The 18,603-nt window shown below is 71.2% G+C and carries 17 protein-coding genes; 12 read left to right on the top strand and 5 right to left on the bottom strand.

Annotated elements, in window-relative coordinates; all coding sequences use genetic code 11:
• Positions 1-68 precede the first annotated feature (68 nt).
• Genes hmgA through ACFYZ8_RS24690 form a run of 3 tightly spaced genes read left to right on the top strand, consistent with a single transcriptional unit; the run spans position 69 to position 3,373 of the window.
• Positions 69-1,415 carry a homogentisate 1,2-dioxygenase gene (gene hmgA / locus ACFYZ8_RS24700; RefSeq protein WP_359031951.1) on the top strand — a complete coding sequence of 449 codons (1,347 nt, stop codon included), beginning with the start codon at positions 69-71 and terminating at the stop codon, positions 1,413-1,415.
• Positions 1,416-1,442: 27 nt separating this feature from the next.
• On the top strand, positions 1,443-2,192 hold the full coding sequence (locus ACFYZ8_RS24695) for a GntR family transcriptional regulator (protein ID WP_359031950.1): 750 nt from the start codon (positions 1,443-1,445) through the stop codon (positions 2,190-2,192).
• Positions 2,193-2,218: 26 nt separating this feature from the next.
• Positions 2,219-3,373: a type ISP restriction/modification enzyme gene (locus ACFYZ8_RS24690; protein WP_388536211.1), complete on the top strand. Its 1,155-nt coding sequence runs from the start codon at positions 2,219-2,221 to the stop codon at positions 3,371-3,373.
• Between the two features lie 8 nt (positions 3,374-3,381).
• Here the strand turns inward: ACFYZ8_RS24690 and ACFYZ8_RS24685 are convergent, their stop codons facing one another.
• Entirely contained in the window at positions 3,382-4,095 is a 714-nt protein-coding gene (locus ACFYZ8_RS24685; RefSeq protein WP_359031948.1) for a TetR/AcrR family transcriptional regulator, read from the bottom strand.
• A 63-nt stretch (positions 4,096-4,158) separates the two neighbouring features.
• Between ACFYZ8_RS24685 and ACFYZ8_RS24680 the strand changes: the two genes are divergently transcribed.
• Both ACFYZ8_RS24680 and ACFYZ8_RS24675 read left to right on the top strand, forming a co-directional pair.
• Positions 4,159-5,097: an ATP-binding cassette domain-containing protein gene (locus tag ACFYZ8_RS24680; protein ID WP_388536213.1), complete on the top strand. Its 939-nt coding sequence runs from the start codon at positions 4,159-4,161 to the stop codon at positions 5,095-5,097.
• Positions 5,094-5,876 carry an ABC transporter permease gene (locus ACFYZ8_RS24675; RefSeq protein ID WP_388536214.1) on the top strand — a complete coding sequence of 261 codons (783 nt, stop codon included), beginning with the start codon at positions 5,094-5,096 and terminating at the stop codon, positions 5,874-5,876. The genes ACFYZ8_RS24680 and ACFYZ8_RS24675 overlap by 4 nt, the downstream gene beginning before the upstream one ends.
• Positions 5,877-5,975: 99 nt before the next feature.
• Here the strand turns inward: ACFYZ8_RS24675 and ACFYZ8_RS24670 are convergent, their stop codons facing one another.
• From ACFYZ8_RS24670 to ACFYZ8_RS24660, 3 genes are all read right to left on the bottom strand, one after another.
• Positions 5,976-6,245: a hypothetical protein gene (locus ACFYZ8_RS24670; RefSeq protein ID WP_359031945.1), complete on the bottom strand. Its 270-nt coding sequence runs from the start codon at positions 6,243-6,245 to the stop codon at positions 5,976-5,978.
• Positions 6,246-6,371: 126 nt separating this feature from the next.
• The gene (locus tag ACFYZ8_RS24665; RefSeq protein WP_388536216.1) at positions 6,372-7,196 is read right to left on the bottom strand and encodes an anti-sigma factor domain-containing protein; all 825 of its coding nucleotides are present in this window, start codon (positions 7,194-7,196) and stop codon (positions 6,372-6,374) included.
• Positions 7,193-7,735: a sigma-70 family RNA polymerase sigma factor gene (locus tag ACFYZ8_RS24660; RefSeq protein WP_359031943.1), complete on the bottom strand. Its 543-nt coding sequence runs from the start codon at positions 7,733-7,735 to the stop codon at positions 7,193-7,195. Before ACFYZ8_RS24660 ends, ACFYZ8_RS24665 begins: the two co-directional genes overlap by 4 nt.
• Positions 7,736-7,942: 207 nt before the next feature.
• Here ACFYZ8_RS24660 and ACFYZ8_RS24655 point away from each other — a divergent pair, with 207 nt between their 5' ends.
• From ACFYZ8_RS24655 to ACFYZ8_RS24640, 4 genes are all read left to right on the top strand, one after another.
• Entirely contained in the window at positions 7,943-9,475 is a 1,533-nt protein-coding gene (locus ACFYZ8_RS24655) for a DUF4331 domain-containing protein (protein ID WP_359031942.1), read from the top strand.
• A gap of 176 nt (positions 9,476-9,651) precedes the next feature.
• Entirely contained in the window at positions 9,652-11,109 is a 1,458-nt protein-coding gene (locus ACFYZ8_RS24650; RefSeq protein WP_388536218.1) for a tetratricopeptide repeat protein, read from the top strand.
• Positions 11,106-12,809 carry a sulfite exporter TauE/SafE family protein gene (locus tag ACFYZ8_RS24645; protein ID WP_388536219.1) on the top strand — a complete coding sequence of 568 codons (1,704 nt, stop codon included), beginning with the start codon at positions 11,106-11,108 and terminating at the stop codon, positions 12,807-12,809. Before ACFYZ8_RS24650 ends, ACFYZ8_RS24645 begins: the two co-directional genes overlap by 4 nt.
• Before the next feature lie 75 nt (positions 12,810-12,884).
• Positions 12,885-14,471 (top strand): protein kinase, encoded by a 1,587-nt coding sequence (locus ACFYZ8_RS24640; RefSeq protein ID WP_388536221.1) that lies wholly within the window; start codon positions 12,885-12,887, stop codon positions 14,469-14,471.
• A gap of 7 nt (positions 14,472-14,478) precedes the next feature.
• Here ACFYZ8_RS24640 and ACFYZ8_RS24635 read toward each other — a convergent pair whose 3' ends face one another.
• The gene (locus ACFYZ8_RS24635; protein WP_388536222.1) at positions 14,479-15,273 is read right to left on the bottom strand and encodes an SGNH/GDSL hydrolase family protein; all 795 of its coding nucleotides are present in this window, start codon (positions 15,271-15,273) and stop codon (positions 14,479-14,481) included.
• A gap of 187 nt (positions 15,274-15,460) precedes the next feature.
• Between ACFYZ8_RS24635 and ACFYZ8_RS24630 the strand changes: the two genes are divergently transcribed.
• The 3 genes from ACFYZ8_RS24630 to ACFYZ8_RS24620 all read left to right on the top strand — a co-directional run bounded on the left by ACFYZ8_RS24630 (position 15,461) and on the right by ACFYZ8_RS24620 (position 18,303).
• Positions 15,461-16,621, top strand: a complete 1,161-nt coding sequence (locus tag ACFYZ8_RS24630) for a S8 family peptidase (protein ID WP_388536337.1) — start codon at positions 15,461-15,463, stop codon at positions 16,619-16,621.
• Between the two features lie 163 nt (positions 16,622-16,784).
• Positions 16,785-17,180: a hypothetical protein gene (locus tag ACFYZ8_RS24625; protein ID WP_359031937.1), complete on the top strand. Its 396-nt coding sequence runs from the start codon at positions 16,785-16,787 to the stop codon at positions 17,178-17,180.
• A 1-nt stretch (position 17,181) separates the two neighbouring features.
• Entirely contained in the window at positions 17,182-18,303 is a 1,122-nt protein-coding gene (locus tag ACFYZ8_RS24620; protein ID WP_388536224.1) for a GNAT family N-acetyltransferase, read from the top strand.
• The last annotated feature ends 300 nt before the right edge of the window (positions 18,304-18,603 follow it).

Here is an 18,603-nt window from a genome sequence, read left to right as displayed (position 1 = left end):
GGCCTCTTGCGCCGATCACACCGCAATCCTACGGTGTTCCATAGGAATCAGACCGCAAGGGAGCGATCATGAACGGGGACGCAGCGATCACGCGCGCCGACGCACGCAAGGTTGCCGAGGGCCTGACCCATCTCTCCGGCTTCGGCAACGAGCACGCCTCGGAGGCCGTCCCGGGCGCCCTCCCCGAGGGCCGCAACGCCCCGCAGCGCGCCCCCCTCGGCCTGTACGCGGAACAGCTCAGCGGTACGGCGTTCACCGAGCCCCGCGCCCACAACCGCCGCTCCTGGCTGTACCGGATCCGTCCCTCCGCCGCGCACCCGGCGTTCACCCACACCCACAACGGCCGGATCCGCACGGCCCCCTTCACGGAGTCGGTCCCGGACCCGAACCGACTGCGCTGGGACCCGCTGCCCGAGCCGCCCGAGGGCACCGACTTCCTCGCCGGACTGTGGACCCTCGGCGGCAACGGCGACGTCACCCAGCGCACCGGCATGGCCGTGCACCTCTACCACGCCACCGACTCCATGGACCGCGTCTTCAGCGACGCCGACGGCGAGCTGCTGATCGTCCCGGAGCGCGGCGGGCTGCTGCTGCGCACGGAGTTCGGGCTGCTGCATGTGGAGCCGGGCCAGGTGGCGCTGATCCCTCGTGGGGTGCGCTTCCGTGTGGAGCTCCTGGATGAGTCCGCCCGGGGCTATGTGTGCGAGAACTATGGGGCCCCCTTCCAGCTCCCCGACCTCGGCCCGATCGGCGCCAACGGCCTCGCCAACCCCCGCGACTTCCGGGCCCCGGTCGCCGCGTACGAGGACGTCGAAGGGCCGGTGGAGGTGGTCAACAAGTTCTGCGGCAACCTCTGGACCGCGACCTACGACCACTCCCCCCTCGATGTCGTCGCCTGGCACGGCAACCATGTGCCGTACGCCTACGACCTGCGCCGATTCAATGTCATCGGCTCCATCTCCTACGACCACCCCGACCCGTCGATCTTCACCGTGCTGACCTCCCCGTCGGACACCCCGGGACTGGCCGGCGTCGACTTCGTGGTCTTCGCGCCGCGCTGGCTGGTCGGCGAGGACACCTTCCGGCCGCCGTACTTCCACCGGAACGTGATGAGCGAGTACATGGGCCTGATCGAGGGCGCCTACGACGCGAAGACCGCGGGCGCGGGGGGCTTCGTGCCCGGCGGCGGCTCGCTGCACAACATGATGTCGGCGCACGGACCCGACAAGGAGACCTTCGACCGGGCGAGCGCGGCCGAACTGAGGCCGCAGAAGGTCGACGACGGGCTGGCGTTCATGTTCGAGACGCGCTGGCCGGTGACGCTGACCGCGCACGCGGCCCGGGCGGACCACCTCCAGCCGCACTACGACGACGTGTGGCGGGGCCTGGAACGCCACTTCCGCCCGTTGCACTGACCGATCCGCGAAAGGTACGGATAGCCCGTGACCTCCTTCGCCCCGGACTCGATCGTCCTGAACCGCAAGCTGCCGCTCTGGTACCAGGTGTCGCAGTCCCTGCGCGCCTCGATACTCGGCCGCTCCCTCCAGGACCCGCTCCGCCTGCCCACCGAGGAACAACTGGCGGGCCACTACGGCGTGAGCGTGCTGACCATGCGGCAGGCACTGAAGGAGCTGGAGGACGAGGGGCTCATCACCCGCCACCGCCGCCGGGGCACCTTCATCGAGCCCGACGCGCGAAGGGGTGCCCCGGTCCGGCTGCTCGGCTCCGTGGACGCCATCGTGGCCCAGCAGTCCGGCATGACGACCGAACTGCTGGAGCACGGCAAGTCGCCCGTGCCGCCCGAACTCGCCGAGCACTTCCCGGACCTGGACGAGGTGGCGTCGTACCACCGGCTGCGCAGCGACGAGACGACGGGCGAGCCGACCAACCACGCCCGCAACTACGTCCGCCCCGAACTGGCCGCCCGTATCGACCCGTCGGACCTGGCGCGCCGGCCGATGACGAAGGTGCTGCGGGATGTCGTCGGGGTGGACATCAGCCGCATCACGGACACGGTTCAGGCGCGGCTCGCGGACCCGGAGACCGCCCGGCTGCTCCAAGTCCCGCTGCTCAGCCCGATCCTGCACTACACGGGGGTCACCTACGACCCGGGCGGCCGGGTGCTCGACGCGGCAGTGATCCACTACCGGGGCGACCGGTTCTCCTTCTCGGTGACTCTGGACGCCACGTGAACCCGCTGTCCGTCACTGGTCGTACGATGCCCAGCGTGACGCACGACGACGCTCCGCCACTGGCGGACCTCATGCCGTGGTCCGTCGCACCGCCGCGGCTCGGCCGGGGGTGGCCGACGGGACCCGACGCGGCCTCCCTGAAGGCCCGCTGGGACGCCCTGCTGAAGGCCGAGGGGCCCGACCGGGAGGCCCTGTTCGAGCCCACCCGCTCCCGCACCGTGCGCTCGGCGGTGGGACAGCTGCCGGGACGGACGGGCGGCACGGAGAAGCTCGTGCGCGCCTCGGGCCCCTGTCCGGAGCCGGTACGGGTCCTGCACGCGCCCTTCGACGAACAGTGGCTGATCCCGGACCACCGGCTGATCGACGCGGCCCGTCCCGAGCTGTGGCGGGTGGCGGACGAGGAGCAGGTGTTCGTGGTGGAGACGCCCACGGACGGCCGGGGTCCCCAGCTCCTCGCGACCTCGCTGCTCCCGCTGTTCCGCCCCGGCCGCGTCCGCCCGCTGTACCGCCGCCCGGGCGGCACCGAACCGAACCTGGCCCCGGGCCTGCTGGAGCACCTGCGCACCCGCCTCGGCGTCCCGGTGGAACCCCTGGACGTCCTCGCCTGGATCATGGCCGCGGTCCGCCCGGACCTCACCGTCCCGCTCACCGACGACCCCGAACTGTGGTCGCGCGGTGTCGAGTCGGGCCACCGCACGCTCTGGCTGATGCGCCGCGACGGGGACCGCCCGAAGCTCCCCGGGGGCCGCCGTCCGTACGTCCGCGCGCCCCTGCCGTCCCGTCCCCTGACCCTGGACTACGACCGCGACGAGGAGGCGCTCCTGCTGGACGAGGGCCGCGTCTCCCCCGTGCCACCGGAAGCCTGGGACTTCGAGGCGGGCGGGGTACGGGTGCTTGAGCAGTGGTTCGCGGCCCGTGTCGCGGAACCGGAGCCGGGCACGCTGGCGGCGATCCGCCCCACGACCTGGCCGCAGACCTGGACGTCGGAACTGCTGGAACTGATCACCGTCCTGGCCCTGCTGGCCGATCTCCAGCCCTTCCAGGACGAGTTGACCTCGCAGATCACGGCGGGCGGCCTGCGCGAGGCGGGAGTCCTGCCGGTCCCGGACTCGGCCCGCAGGCCCGCCTCGGTCCTGGACGGGCACGAGGAGGGGCCGGAGGGCCAGCTCACGCTCATCTAGGCGCTCCTTCAGGCTCTGGGCGCGAACCCGTCCAGTACCCGCCCCAGCATCCGCTCGAACACCGCGTCCAGATCGATCGGCCCCGCGTCCTCCATGAACGCCGCCGCCAGCCGCGGATACGCCCCCGACGCCACCTGACTGCCCAGGTACGCGATCCGCACCGCGTTCTCCTGCTCCTCGGACCACGGCAGCGACCGCACCCGCTCGGCCGTGGACAGCTCGTTCGAGACGTACGTCGTCACGCACCCGTTGAGCATCGCGACCAGCTCGATCTTCGTGCCGTAGGGGGCGTCCAGCGGGTCGAGGCAGGCGAGGCAGTGCTCCAGGTAGCGCAGGGCGTTGGGGCTGAAGCCGTACACCCCCGACATCAGCCGTGCCATCCAGGTGTGCCGGTGCATGAGCTCCTTGGTCTGGCGGGCGTTGCGCAGCATGTCCGCCCGCCAGTCACCCGTCGGCTCGAACAGCTCGTGCTCGCCGCTGACCGCGTCCACCATCAGCTCGTACAGATCCTCCTTACGGGGGACGTAGTTGTACAGCGACATGGTTCCGCAGCCGATCTCGGCCGCGACATGGCGCATCGACACCGCGTCCAGACCCCCCGCGTCGGCCAGCCGCACCGCCGCCGCCGCGATGTCCGCCCTGGTGAACGCGGGTTTCGGCCCGCGTCCCGTCCGCTCGGGACGGGCCCAGATCACTTCGGGTACGGCCGCTCGGCCCGCCATCGGTCATCACCTCGGCCACCATCCTAGTTACGTACAGCGTACGTAGTGCGCTATGGTCCTGCCATGACTTCTACGTACGCTGTACTTAGTGAAGGTCTGGAGAAGCGGTTCGGGGAGGTCCACGCGCTGCGCGGTCTCGACCTCGCGGTCGCTCCGGGCACGGTCTGCGGCATCCTCGGCCCCAACGGCGCGGGCAAGACCACGGCCGTACGGCTGCTGACCACGCTGCTGCGGCCGGACGCCGGCTCCGCGCGGGTCGCCGGGCACGACCTCGTCCGGGAGCCGGAGGCGGTGCGCCGCGCCATCGCCGTCACCGGGCAGTACGCCTCGGTCGACGGGGACCTCACCGGACGGCAGAACCTCCGGCTGTTCGCCCGGCTGCACCGGGTGCGGGGACCGGCCGAGCGGGCCGCCGAGCTGCTGGTCCGCTTCGGGCTGACCGAGGCCGCCGACCGGGCCGCGGCCACCTACTCGGGCGGGATGCGCCGCCGCCTGGATCTGGCGGCGAGCCTGATCCGCCGCCCCGAGATCCTGTTCCTCGACGAGCCGACGACCGGGCTCGACCCGGCCAGCCGCAATCTCATCCGGGACGCCGTACGCGACCTGACGGCGGACGGCACGACCGTGCTGCTGACCACGCAGTACCTGGAGGAGGCCGACCAACTCGCCCACGACATCGCCCTGGTGGACCAGGGGCGGGTCGCGCACACGGGTTCGCCGGCCCAGCTCAAGGCGCTGATCGGGGCGTACGTCGAGATCGTCGTCGCGGACCCGGACGTCCTGGTGAGGGCCGCCGAGGTCCTCGACCAACTCACCGGCGGAGAACCGTCGTTCGACCCCGAGCGCCACTCGGTCGGCGCGGCCACCCGGGACACCACGCTCACCCTGCCCCGGCTGGTGCGCGAACTGGACGCGGCGGGCGTGCCGTTGCTCGACGCGAGCATCCGGCCGCCGACCCTCGACGACGTCTTCCTGCGACTCACCAAGGAGCTTGCGACATGAGCGTGCTGGCCTACGACGGCACCGCGATGCTGGGCCGTCAACTGCGGCGGGTCCGGAACAACCCCGGACTGCTGATCCTGACCCAGACCATGCCGATCACCATGCTGCTGTTCTTCGGCTACGTCTTCGGCAGCGCGCTGGCGATGCCGGGCGAGGAGTACCGGTCCTTCCTGGTGCCGGGGCTGCTGGTGGCGACGGCGGCGAACGGGATCATGACCGGGATGTTCCAGGCGGCCCAGGACGTGCACCGGGGCGTGACGGACCGGCTGCGCACGCTGCCGATCAGCCGGGCGGCGGTGCCGCTGGGGCAGTCGGTCGCGGACGTGGTGGTCACCGCCGCCGGGATGGTGCCGTTCCTGCTGGTGGGGCTCGCGGTGGGCTGGCGCGTCGAAGGGCCCGCCGGGCAAGCGGTGGGCGCCGTCGGGCTGTTGCTGCTGTTCCGGTTCGCGACCACCTGGATCGGAATCTTCCTCGGTCTGCTCACCCGCAGCGAGGAGGCCGCCGGTCAGCTGGGCGGGGCGACCTTCGTCCTGCCGCTGCTGTCCAACGCGTACATCCCGACCGAGGGACTGCCCGGCTGGCTGCGCACCCTCGCCGAGTGGAACCCGATCAGCGCGGTGACCACGGCCCTGCGGGATCTGTTCGGGAATGCGCCCGTGCCGGAGGGAGCGGCCTGGCCGGTGGCACATCCGGTCGCCGGGTCACTGCTGTGGTGCGGGGTGCTGCTCGCGGTCTTCGCGCCGCTGGCCGTACGGAGGTACGCACACGGGGAAGGGTGAACGCCTCTTGCCGGGAGGGGAGTCAAGGCACTGCCTGGATCGTGCTGCATGCCGTGGGGATGACGGACAGGACGCAGCACGATACCGGGCGGCGAGGGCTCAGCGGCCGCCGAACAGCGAACGGCGCAGTCGGCGCAGAGGCGCGAACAGCGAGACGCGGCGGACCCGCGCACCCCTGTCACTGCGCTCCTGCTTGCTGGTGTCACGCGCGGTCAGCTCGCGCATCAGTGACGTCGCCTCGGCCGCCTCGCGCTGCGGGACGGCCGGTCCCGACAGCACCGAGAGATGGCGGTCGAGGCGCGAACTGGTCGCGCTGCTCCCGCAGGTGATCGCAGGGACCCTCGCCCTGCGCACTGTTATCTGTTCCATGTCACTCCCCACCCGTACGAGTCCACCCGGCCCGGGCAGGGTAACCCTATCGCCCCTGCGGGGCACACGTGTATCGGCGTCACAGGATTCACCTTCCCCGTAAGGGTGTTGACGACCCCTCCATGATTACTCTCCGAATCCAACAGATTTCAGGGCGAGTTGGACAACCGGCTGGGTAGTGGGCTGTGGTGAGCCCCCGTCGGGTTCGACGGTCACAGCGAGTGATGTCGCCGACTTGTCGAGTCCGCTCGCGACCAAGGGCGTGTCGGCGGCGAAGAGCCCCAGGGAGCGCGGTTGCTCGTTGGGGCGCATGAGCCACAGCTGGCGCACGCGGCCGCTCGGGGGCGCGCTGTACCCGCTCAGGGTGATGACCGCGCGCCCCTCAGATGCGGAAGCGACTACTCCGATACTTCGCCCCTGTGCGTCCTGACCCCGGGTCGCCCGCGCGTCCGCGGCCTGGAGAACGTGGGCGATCTCACTGGCCTGGGCTCTCTGCGCGTCCAGTTCGTCCTGGGTCCGGTTGGCCTGGACGGCGAACAGGGAGGCGACGACAAGGGCCGCGGCCGCCGTGGCGGTGGCGAAGGGCACGAACAGGGAACGCCGCTGGCGCTGCCTGGGCGGCGGCTGGAAGCCCCACACATGAGGCGGCAGCTGCGACTTGCGCGCCCGTACCGGTTCGGGCCGCGCGCGGGCCGGCTCCGGCCGTGCGGCGGATTCCTGCGGGATGGTGCGCACCGCGGCCAGCACCCGGTCGCGCATCGCCGACGGCGGCGGCGCGGCAGCCGACCACGCGAGCCGTACCGCGTCCTCGGAGAGCGTCCGCACTTCCGCCGCACAGCTGTCGCAGTCCTTGAGGTGCCTCTCGAAGCGGGCCCGCTCGGGGGGCTCCAGCGCGTCGAGGGCGTAGGGGGCCGCGAGGGAGTGGAGGTCTTCCCGGCGGAAGAGGCTCATGCCGCACCTCCCAGGCACTCCCGCAAGCGGGTCAGTCCGTCACGCATCCGCGTCTTCACCGTCCCCAGCGGCAGCGAGAGCCGCTCGGCCACTTCACGGTACGTGTAGCCGTCGTAGTAGGCGAGGGTGACGGACTGGCGCTGAAGTTCCGTCAGGCGCTCCAGGCACCGGCGCACCCACTCGCGTTCGAGGCCCGCCTCGACCTCCTCGGTCACCTGGTCGAAGGCGGGGTGATGGGCCCGCTGTGCCTCGCGCTGCTCGCGTTCACCGGCCGCGCGGGCGCTGCGCACCCGGTCGACGGCACGGCGGTGCGCGAGCGTGAGGATCCAGGACAGCGCGCTGCCCCGGCGCGGGTCGAACCGCGCGGCGGACCGCCAGCACTCGAGCAGCACTTCCTGCGACACCTCCTCCGACTGCGCCGGATCACGCACCACCCGCCGTACCAGCCCGAACACCGGCCCGGCGACGAGCCCGTAGAGCTCCTCGAACGCCCTCTGGTCCCCACCCGCCACGAGCATCAGAAGCTCATCCGCTTCCAACTCGTCGCCCCCTCCCGCAAAGCCGCACCTGGGCCGTCCCGTCCCACGAGGTATTCGCAACGAACACACCTCCGGATGGGGTTACGGATCAGAACGCCGAAAACGCGGGTCGAGCAGCAGAAAAGAAGTTTTGAGATTCGACCAATCCGGCCCGCCCACCGCTCCGAATCACCGAGCGTCAGGCAAGTTGGACTGAGGACGGACGGCATGACACCTATCTCCAGGAGTGGCTCGCGACGCAGGAGCCTTGCGACCCTCGTATGTGGCGCGCTGGCCGCCGGCGGGCTCGCAGCCGCCGGTGTGGCCACGCTGGAACCGGGGGCGGCCTCCGCCTCCAGCCACCGGGAGGCCCCCCTGATCTCGGGCGACCCCCAGTACGACAACACCGACGTGTACGCGTTCGTCAGCCCCGACAAGCCGGACTCGACGACGATCGTGGCCAACTGGATCCCGTTCGAGGAGCCCGGGGGCGGGCCGAACTTCTACCAGTTCGCCGAGGACGCGCAGTACGACCTCCACATCGACAACAACGGTGACGGACAGGGCGACCTGCTGTACCGCTTCACGTTCAAGACCCACGTCAAGAACAAGAAGTCGTTCCTGTACAACACGGGCGTGGTCGACAGCCTCGACGACCCGGACCTGAACGTCACCCAGACGTACGACATCGAGCTCTTCCGGCTGAAGCACCAGAAGGTCGAGTACAAGACGAAGGTCGCCGACGACATCCCGGTGGCCCCGTCGAACGTCGGCAAGGCGTCCATGCCGAACTACGAGAAGCTGCGCGACCAGGCGGTCTACAAGCTTCCCGGCGACTCGACGGCCTTCGCCGGCCAGGCCGACGACCCGTTCTTCGCGGACCTGCGCGTCTTCGACCTGCTGTACGGCGGGAACCTCAGCGAGGTCGGCAACGACACGCTCAAGGGCTACAACGTCAACTCGATCGCCCTGCAGGTCCCGACGGAGATGATCGCCGAGTCCTCGCACCAGCCGGTCGTGGGCATCTGGTCGACGACCCAGCGCAGGAACGCGCAGGGGTACTACTCCCAGGTCTCGCGCCTCGGCAACCCGCTCGTCAACGAGGTCGTCAACCCGCTCAAGGACAAGGACAAGTTCAACGCGTCCTCGCCGTGGGATGACGGGCAGTTCCTGAAGAACGTGACCAACCCCGAACTGCCGAAGCTCATCGAGGCGATCTACAAGATCCCGGCCCCGAAGGAGCCCCGCAACGACCTCGTGGACGTCTTCCTCAAGGGTGTGAAGGGGCTGAACCAGCCGCCCCACGTCCGCCCCGCGGAGGAGCTGCGCCTCAACACGTCCATCAAGCCCACCGATTCTCCGAAGCGGCTCGGTGTGCTTGATGGCGACAACGCCGGATTCCCGAACGGCCGCCGGCTCACCGACGACGTGATCGACGCCTCGCTCCAGGTCGTCGAGGGTGAACTGGTCGGGTCCAAGAACGACCTCGGTGACGCGGTCGACAAGAACGACAAGGACTTCGAGAAGTCGTTCCCCTACGTGGCGCTGCCCACGGAGGGTTCGCGAGGCCCGCTCGCCAAGGGCACGTCCGGTGGGAACGACGTCCGCAACCAGCTCGGGGACGCGCTGTCCCCCGCGGGGTCCTCCGGGTCGGACAACATGGGTCTGATCGCCGGGTCCGCGGGTGCGGGGGCGGCGGGTATCGCGCTCATCGGGGTGGCGCTGATGTGGTGGCGCCGGGTGCGGGGGCGTGCCTACTAAGGTGCCTCGGCCTGTCGTATGGCGGCTGCGGGTGTGCGGGGGCTGGTCGTCCAGTTCCCCGCGCCCCTGAAGGCCCTCACCTCACCCCCCCTTTTTACTGGCGCGGCCCGCGCAACTCATCCCCCACGGTGCGGGCCGCGCCGCAGTACACGATCACTAGCGAATCAGGAGAGGGCATGTCCGGGTCTACGACCGACAGCGCATCCGAGGACGAGCAGAGCGGTTCGTCGGAGGCCGTGGAGCCCTCTGCTCAGGCCGATGACGAGAAGGTCGCCGCCGTGCGGCGGGTCTCCGAGGCCGGAAGGCGTTGGCGGGCCGCTCAACTCGCCGGGTGCGCGGCACTGTTGGCCGTCGCGCTGACGGGTGGGTCGATCGCCCTCGGGGCGCTGCGGGACGGTGGCGGCACCGCCACGGTCGCCAGTTCGTCGTCGGCGGTCTCGCCCGGACTCATGGCGAGCGGGGACCTCGACACGAGCATCAGGGCGATCCAGGCCCATCTGCGCAGCCAGCCCAGGGACTTCGGCAGCTGGGCCACCCTCGGACTCGCCTACGTCGAGCAGGCCCGGACCAAGGGTGACCCCTCGCGCTATCCGCAGGCCGAGCAAGCACTGAAGAAGTCAAGGGAGTTGGAGGCCGGCAACGAGCAGGCCCTCGCCGGTCTCGCCGCGCTGGCCGCCGCCCGCCACGACTTCAAGGGCGCCCTCACCTACGCCGACAAGACCTTGAAGCAGAACCCCTACAACGAGCGCGCCCTCTCCTCCCGGATCGACGCCCTGGTCGAACTCGGCCGCTACGAGGAGGCGTCGAAGGCCGCCGACCTCGCGGACGAACGGCGGCCCGGCATCCCGGTGTTCACCCGCTACGCCTACGTCCACGAACTCCGCGGTGACGTCCGTACCGCCCGCACCGTCCTGGAGCAGGCCCTGGCCACCGCGACCACCCCGGGCGACATCGCCTACGTGGCCTCCGCGCTGGGCCAACTCGCCTGGAACCAGGGCGACTACGACACGGCCCTGACCGACTACGCCCGCGCCCTGGCCGCCGACGACGCCTACCTCCCCGCTCTGGAGGGCAGGGCCCGCGCCCAGGCCGCGAGCGGGGACCGCACCGCCGCGATCAAGGGCATGGAGGCCGTCGTGGCCAGGTATCCGCTGCCCGGGCCGCTGGTCGCGCTCGGGGAGCTGTACGAGGACCGGGGCGCCGACGGCGACAAAACGAAGGCCCAGGACCAGTACGCGCTCGTGGACGCCTGGACGGCCCTCGCCCGCGCCAACGGCGTCAACGCCGACCTCGACACCGCGATGGCCGCCGCCGACCACGGAGACAAGACCGCCGCGCTGAAGGCCGCCCGCGCCGAGTGGGCCCGCCGGCACACCGTGCACACCGCGGACGCCCTCGCCTGGGCCCTGCATGTGAACGGCCGTGACAAGGAGGCCCTGCCGTACGCCCGGCAGGCCACCGCCACCGGTTACCGCAACGCCTCCTTCCTCTACCACCGCGGAATCGTCGAACTGGCCGCGGGCGACAAGAAGGAGGCCCGGAGCCATCTGGGCTCCGCCCTGAAGCTCAACCCCGGTTTCTCCCCCCTCGGCGCCCGCGAGGCCCGCAAGGCTCTCAAGGAGGCGTCCAAGTGAAGCCCCGCCGTCTGTTCGCGTCCCTCACGGCCGTCCTGACGGCGGCTTGTGCGCTCGCGCTGCTCCCTTCCAGCAGCGCGAGCGCCCACCCCCTCGGCAACTTCACCGTCAACCGCTACGACGGTCTCGTCGCCGCCCCCGGCCTGCTCCGCGTCGACCACGTCGAGGACCTGGCCGAGATCCCGGCCACCCAGGCCAAGCCGGACATCGAGAAGCTCGGCATGACCGAATGGGCCGTCCAGCGGTGCCGGAAGGCGGCTGAGGGCGGCAAGGTCACCGTGGACGGCCGTACGGCGACCCTGACCGTGAAGAGCAGCCACGCGCGCGTGCGTCCCGGCCAGGCCGGCCTGAACACCCTGCGCGTGGAGTGCCGGCTGACCGCCCCGCTGCCCGAGGACGCCACCGTCACCCTCGGCTTCCACAGCGCGGGCACCGACTCCGGGCCCGGCTGGCGCGAGATCACCGCGCGTGGCGACCGGATGACGCTCACGAGCTCGGACGTACCCGCCACGTCGGTCTCGGACGAACTGACCACGTATCCGAAGGAGTTGCTCTCCTCCCCCGCCGACACCGTGACCGCCTCGCTGCGGGTGCGGCCCGGCGGCCCCGCCCTCACCGAGGAGCGGTCGGACGCCCCCGCCGCCTCCGTGCTGCCCCGTGGCGCCGACCGCTGGACGCGCGCCCTGGACTCCCTGGTCGCCCGGCACGACCTCACCGTCGGCTTCGCGGCGCTCGCCCTGCTGATCGCGGTCGTCCTCGGCGCGATGCACGCGCTGGCCCCGGGGCACGGCAAGACCCTGATGGCCGCGGTGGCCGCGGCCCGCGGCGGCAAGGCGCGCATGAAGGACGTCCTGCCGCTGGCCGCCTCCGTGACCGTCACCCACACCCTGGGCGTCGTCGCCCTGGGCCTCCTCGTCACGGCCGGCTCGGCGGCCGCTCCCTCCGTGATCGCCTGGCTGGGCATCGCGAGCGGGGTGATGGTGACCGCGGCGGGCGTCACCCTGCTGCGCCGGGCCCTGCGCACCCGCGCGCACCAGCACGGACACGGGCACCCTCACGACCACGCACACGACCACGCACACGACCACGCGCCCGATGCCCAGAAGGCCGAGGAACGCTCGCTGGTCCTGGTCGCCGCCCACGCGGAGACCGCCCCGGCGACGGCGGAGACGCACGGCCACCCCCACACGCCCGGACACACCCACGACCACGATCACGGGCACACCCACGGGCACGGGCACCCCCACGGGCACGGGCACCCCCACGACCACGACCACGACCACCCGCACCCCCACGACCACTCCCACGCCCTGGAGCACACCCACGGCGGCTTCACCCACACCCACGCCGTCGCCCCCACCCTCCGCGGCACGATCCTGCTCGGCTTCGCCGGCGGCCTCGTGCCCAGCCCCTCCGCGGTCGTCGTGCTCGTCGGGGCCGCCGCGCTCGGACAGGCGTGGTTCGGGCTGCTGCTCGTCGTGGCTTACGGTGTCGGGCTCGCCCTGACCCTGACCGCGGCCGGATTCGCCGTCGTCAGGCTGGGCAGTGGAGTCACACGGCTGCTGGACAGGCGCCCCCGCCTGGCCGCGAGCCCGATGGCCGCCCTGGTGCGCAGGACCGCGCCCCTGATGTCGGCGTTCGTCGTGGTGGCTCTCGGGGCGGGATTGGTGCTCAAGGGGGCGGCATCCGCACTCGGCTGAGCTACTTTTGTACAGAATTCACGTGCAACATCACGCGGAGTGGAGATTTCGCCCGGATGCGAATGGGGGATGCCCGTGTCCGAAGAACCGGGCAGTGAACGAGTGATCGCGGGCCGCTACCGTCTCCTGTCCCCGCTCGGCGAGGGCGGCATGGGAACCGTGTGGCGCGCCCGTGACGAGGTGCTGCACCGCGAGGTCGCCGTCAAGGAGGTGCGCGCGCCGCACGGACTGGCGACCCACGAGGTCGAGCGGTTGTACGCCCGCCTCGAACGCGAGGCGTGGGCGGCGGCCCGGGTCGCCAACCGCAACGTGGTGACGGTGTACGACGTGGCCACCGAGGACGGCCGCCCGTGGATCGTCATGGAGCTGGTGCGCGGTATCTCGCTCGCCGAACTCCTGGACGCGGAGGGTCCGCTCAGTCCCCAGCGGGCCGCGCACATCGGCGCCGAGGTGCTCTCCGCGCTGCGGGCCGCGCACGAGGCAGGGGTGTTGCACCGGGATGTGAAGCCCGCCAACGTCCTGCTGTCGAACGACGGCCGGGTGGTGCTGACCGACTTCGGCATCGCCCAGGTCGAGGGCAGTTCGGCGCTGACGATGACCGGCGAGGTCATCGGCTCGCCCGAGTTCCTCGCGCCGGAGCGGGCGCTCGGCCGTACCCCGGGCCCCGAGTCCGACCTGTGGTCGCTGGGTGTGCTGCTGTACGCCGCCGTCGAGGGCAATTCCCCCTTCCGGCAGAACACCCCGCTGAGCACCCTGCGCGCGATCGTGGACGAGGAGCTGCCGCCGCCGTACCGGGCCGGGCCGCTCACGCCGGTGATCGAGGGGCTGCTGCGCAAGGATCCGGCGGAGCGGATGCCGGCCGACCGGGCCGAGCAGGAGCTGCGGATCATCGGGGCGGGAGGCACGCCCCGGGCGGACGCCGTGCAGGCGGGGCCGTACGCACCGACCGTCGCCGCGCCCTTCCCGCAGGAGCCGCCGACGGCCCCGTACCGGCCCGCGCCCACGCCGACCTCCACGCCCACCGCGGCCTCCCGGCCCCCGGAGCGCAACCGTCGCGCCGGTGCCGTCCTGGTCGCCGGTGTGCTGGCCCTGGCGCTGGCGATCGCGGGCCTGACGTACGCGCTGCTGAACCATGACAACGGCGACAAGGACGGGGAGACCGCCAAGGACACCACTCCGGCGGTGAGTTCGCCCGCGCCGACCAGGACGGACGAGACCGGTGAGAACACCCCGTCCCCGAGTCCGGGCAAGAGCACCACGAGCGCCCCTCCGCCGCAGTCGGTGGACGTCTCGCTGGCGGGCTCGAACACCGACTACACGGGCTCCTGTCCGCCGGACCGGTCCGCGGCGCCCACCTTCACGGTCACGCTCACCGTCGGCCGGCTCCCGGCGACGGTGACCTACCGCTGGGTGTCGAAGAACGGCTCGGTGAACGGCAACTGGAAGACGCTCTCCTTCCCCGCCGGTGGCGGGAAGACCCAGGAGGACAGGCGGTTCGTCACCACGCAGGACGACAGCGGGACGTTCCAGGACACCATCAGCGTGGAGGTCCGCGACCCCGTCGGGAAGACGTCCAACTCGGTCCCCTTCTCGCTGACCTGCGTGGCGGAGACCCCGACCGGCACCGACACCGGCGAGGCCTCCCCCACTGCGTCCCCGTGAGCGGGGATCAGGCCGCGCTGTTCAGGACCGGGAGATAGCCGCCGGACTGGCCGGCCGCGGTCGGGTGGTAGGACTCGCCGATGTTGAGCAGGTTGAGGCTGTGCAGCCACGCGCTGCCGGAGCACAGTTCGTGTCCGGTGAAGGTGGAGCGGACGTCGCCCCAGGCGAAGCCGTGGTTGGCGGCCCGCTTGGCGATCGCGGTGTCGAGGTAGTCGGCGGCGTCGTTGATGGCCTTCCGCTTGGTCTCGGAGAGGCCGAGGCAGGTGGTGCCGAGCTGGTAGAAGCGTGGGTAGCCGAGGACGACCACGTGGGCGTTGGGGGCCCGGCCGCTGATCGCCGAGTAGACGGAGTCGAGCTGGCCCGGGAGGGTCGAGTCGACGTAGGCCTTGGCGGTGTTGATGCGGGACAGGCAGGAGCTGTCGGACTGGAGCACACAGGTCGTCATGACGTCGGCGAAGCCGGCGTCGTTGCCTCCGATGCTGACGGAGACGAGCGCGGTGGCGGAGCTGAGCGGGGTCAGCTGGTTCGCCAGAACATCACCCGTACGAGCGCCTGAGCAGGCCGTGAACGCGAACGACGAGGGTGAGTGGGCGGCCGCCCAGAGGTAGGGGTAGGCCTTCGTGCTGCGCTTGCAGTCGCCGCTTGAACTGATGTAACTGCCCGCGCCGACACCCGAGGAATAGGAGTCACCGAGGGCCACATAGGGGCCTTCGGCGGCGTGGGCGGTGCCCGTCCCGGTGAGGACGGCGGCGAGGGCGAGGAGGAGCGAGCCGACGTACGCGGCAAATCGGGAACGTCTCATGGAACCTCCCTTTAGCAGGATCTCTGCCACATCTGTCGTAGCAAGCAGGTGCATCGACGGGAAGTGTCCATGCCAAAAGTGACGTTGATTTCGTGGACATGACAGGTTTGTTGACTCCTCCTCAACTCCCTTGTTCTGCCCGTGTAGATGACCCAGCCTTTACCTCGGCCCGGAGCGGAACGCGACGCTGGCGGCCACCGCCCTCGTCGGCGGGCTCACCGCCCTGCCCGCCGAGGCCGCCCCGGCCGAGGGCAAGGTCCTCGCCGCCGGCTCCCCCACGGCCGTCAAGGACAGCTACATCGTCACGCTCAAGAGGACCGCGGGCTTCAAGGCCTCGTCCGGCGAGGGCAATGAGCTCATCAAGGAGTACGGCGGGACCGTCGGGAAGACCTTCGGCTCCGCGCTCAACGGCTACACCGCCACGCTCTCCGCGACCGAGGCGAAGAGACTCGCCGCCGACCCGTCGGTGGCCGCCGTGGAGCAGAACCAGACCGTTCACCTGGCCGACACCACGCAGTCCAGCGCCCCGTGGGGCCTGGACCGCATCGACCAGGCCGCGCTCCCGCTCTCCGGCACCTACACCTACCCGGACACCGCGGGCAGCGGCGTCACGGCGTACGTCATAGACACCGGCGTCCGCATCACCCACACCCAGATCAGCGGACGCGCCTCCTACGGCTACGACGCGGTCGACGGCGACACCACCGCCTCCGACGGCAACGGCCACGGCACCCATGTGGCCACCACGATCGCGGGCTCCACCTACGGCGTCGCCAAGAAGGCGAAGATCGTGGCGGTGCGCGTGCTCGACAACGCCGGCTCCGGCACCACCGCGGGCGTCATCGCCGGCATCGACTGGGTGACCGACAACCACTCCGGTCCCTCGGTCGCCAACCTCTCGCTCGGCGGCGGCGCGTCCACCACCCTGGACACCGCCGTCAGGAACTCCATCGCGAGCGGCGTCACCTACGCCGTCGCGGCGGGCAACAGTAGCGCCAACGCCTCCTCGTACTCGCCCGCGCGCGTCACCGAGGCGATCACCGTCGGCGCCACCACCAGCACCGACGCCCGGGCCGGCTACTCCAACTACGGCTCGGTGCTCGACATCTTCGCCCCCGGCTCCTCCATCACGGCGGGCTGGTACACCAGCGACACCGCGACCAACACCATCTCCGGTACGTCGATGGCGACCCCGCACGTCGCGGGCGCCGCCGCGGTCTACCTCGCCGGCCACACCTCGGCCACCCCCGCCCAGGTCGCCACGGCCCTGGTGGGCGGCGCCACGTCCAACGCGGTCACCAGCCCGGGCACCGGCTCGCCCAACAAGCTCCTGAAGCTCGTCCCGTAGGACCTGCACACCCGTACGACGTCAACGCCCGTTCCCCGGAGGCGCTCTGCGTCTCCGGGGAACACCCATGTCCACGTACGTACCAGACGGCCTTGACGGCTCCCACGGCACTGCGCGACATTGAAGCCCGGCATCCGGCGCTTTCTGGGGGGAAACGTCGCCCATGCACACCACACGTACCGGGACATCCTCGACCGAGTCCGGCAGAGACCTGACGCCGCTGCTCGCGGGCGCCGCGACCGCGGTGGGGGGATTCGGCGCGCTGCTCGCGCTCTCCGGCTCCGACTCGCCGCTGCGTGCCCCGCTCACGCTCTTCTTCCTGCTCGCGGCACCCGCCGCCGGCATCGCCGCCGCCCTGCGCGGCTTCGATCCGTTCGCCCGGGTGCTGACCTCGCTGGCCGGCTCGGTCGTCCTCAACATGCTGGTGGCCCAGGGCATGCTGGCCACGCACCGCTGGTCGGCGCGCGGCGGCGTCATGGCGATGGCCGTGATCAGCGCCCTGATCCTCCTGCTGGTGCTGATGCGGCGCCGCCGTACGGCGAAGGGCCGGGGCCTCTGACGTGGACATCAGCGTGTACCGCCCCGGCGAGCTCAGCGCGGCCGACCGGGTGGCGTGGACCGCTCTGCAGTCCAAGGCCCATCTCCAGGGTTCGCCGGGACTCGCGAACCCGTTCCTGTCCCCCGAGTTCGCGCTCGCGGTGGGCCGGTGCAGGCGGGGGGTGCGGATCGCCGTCGTACGGGAGCGGGGCGAGCCCGCCGCGTTCTTCCCCTTCCAGAGGACGGCCACGGGTGTCGGCCGGGCCGTCGGCCTCGGCATCTCGGACGCCCAGGGAATGGTGCACCGACCCGGGTTCACCTGGGACGCGCGGGAGTTGCTGCGCGCCTGCGGGCTCGCCGTCTGGGAGTTCGATCATCTGGTGGAGGGCCAGGGGCCGTTCGAGGCCGGGGCCTCCGGCAGGTTCGCCTCCCCGGTGATGGACGTCGACCAGGGGTACGAGACATATCTGATCGGACTGCGGGAGCGCTCACCGAAGTTCGCCCGCACCACGCTCGCCAAGGAGCGCAAGCTGGCCCGCACCGCGAGCGGGGTGCGCTACGTCCACGACGAGCGGGACCCGGCCGCCCTGCGCACCCTGATGGGCTGGAAGTCCGCCCAGTACCGCAGGACCGGCCGCAGCGACCGCTTCGCGCACGAGTGGATCACCCGGCTGGTGGAGCAGCTGTTCCACACCCGCTCCGACCCGTTCGCCGGGATCCTCTCGGTGCTGTACGCCGACGGGAAGCCGGTCGCCGCCCACTTCGGGCTGCGCACCGAACGCGTTCTCGCCTGCTGGTTCCCGGCGTACGACCCGGAGTACGCGAAGTACTCCCCGGGCCTGATCCTGCATCTGCGCATGGCCGAGGCGGCCGCCGCCGACGGCATCGCCCACCTCGATCTGGGCCGGGGGCAGAAGGAGTACAAGGATTCCCTGAAGACACGGGAACTGACCGTGTCGGAGGGGTGGGTGACCCGCCGGCACCCGGTCGCGGTCGGACACCGCGTCCGCCGGGTTCCGGTGCGGGCACTGCGCAACGCCGTGGTGGCGCGGCCGGAGCTGTTCGAACCCGCCGACCGGCTGTTGAAGAAAGTGGGAAAGATCCGTTCCGGTGCGTCTGTAACGGTCAAACCAACAAAAACGTGAGGCCTCGTTCCAGGTCTTGCCATACAGGTCCAAACGTCAATACCGTCATACATCACACCCGCACCGTCCCGTCATCGAGCGGCTCTAGGGGAGGGCTCAAGGACCGCGACGGGGGGCGCGGGGCGCGGTAGGGGGGTGCCGTGCTCGGTGACCGCACTTGTGACCGAGTCGTGCCGCGCGACCGGCTGTCGTCTCTTGGAGAACAAGCACAGCACGACGGCGATCGGCCAGCTTTGCCAGCTCACCCGGCAGGTACGGAGATCTTTTCCGGCATGCCGTGAGTGAGAACCCCCCTTTCGA

The organism is Streptomyces sp. NPDC001668 (assembly GCF_042893155.1).
Taxonomy (GTDB): domain Bacteria; phylum Actinomycetota; class Actinomycetes; order Streptomycetales; family Streptomycetaceae; genus Streptomyces.
This window is presented reverse-complemented; position numbering and strand designations above follow the sequence as displayed.